The 255-nt window shown below is 72.5% G+C and carries 1 protein-coding gene; it reads left to right on the forward strand.

Annotation, left to right across the window (positions count from 1 at the left end; genetic code table 11):
* Positions 1-255: transposase (locus GL263_RS28035; protein WP_182858489.1), on the forward strand; the 255-nt coding region annotated here is incomplete at both ends.

The following is a 255-nucleotide window of genomic DNA, read 5'->3' on the forward strand; positions in this document are numbered from 1 at the left end:
GAACGGCCCCATCCCGGCGCCCAGTTGCGGATCACCGACGCCGACGGACTGCGGCTGACCTGCTTCGCCACCAACACCACCGGCATGCCGATCGCGGCACTGGAGCTGCGGCACCGCCAGCGGGCACGGGCCGAGGACCGCATCCGGGCCGCCCGGGCCACCGGCCTGCGCAACCTGCCCCTGCACAACACCGCGCAGAACCAGATCTGGCTGGAGATCGTCCAGCTCGCCCTGGACCTGCTGGCCTGGATGCCG

The sequence above is a fragment of the Streptomyces durbertensis genome (assembly GCF_014156695.1).
Taxonomy (GTDB): Bacteria; Actinomycetota; Actinomycetes; order Streptomycetales; family Streptomycetaceae; genus Streptomyces; species Streptomyces durbertensis.